Genomic DNA, 276 nt, shown 5'->3' with positions numbered 1-276 from the left:
ACGTTATCCTCCGGGCTGCCGTACAGCGCGATGGGGGTATCGGACTGGAGCTGGTGCTGCTTAGCCCAGGCGCGGAGCTGATCGTCGCTCATGGCGCCGAGCCAGCGGGCGGAAAGATTGAGGGCCTGCGGCTCATGGCCTTCCGGGCCGTTGGCGCGCTGCGGCCAGCCGTTGTAATAAGCGCTCAGCCGGGTGTCGATGGCCACGCCGTGCTGCTGTTGCAGGTGGGAGAGAGTGAGCGCTGGCATGGTTTCAGCGGCGCAGGTAGTGGAAGCA

General features: G+C 66.3%; 1 pseudogene. It reads right to left on the bottom strand.

Going from position 1 to position 276, the window contains the following annotated elements:
- Positions 1-276: pseudogene (locus ACODJP_RS13990) on the bottom strand (hypothetical protein); the annotation flags it as partial.

It is taken from the genome of Pleomorphochaeta sp. DL1XJH-081 (genome assembly GCF_049310885.1).
Lineage (GTDB): Bacteria > Spirochaetota > Spirochaetia > Sphaerochaetales > Sphaerochaetaceae > CAYZJV01.
This window is presented reverse-complemented; position numbering and strand designations above follow the sequence as displayed.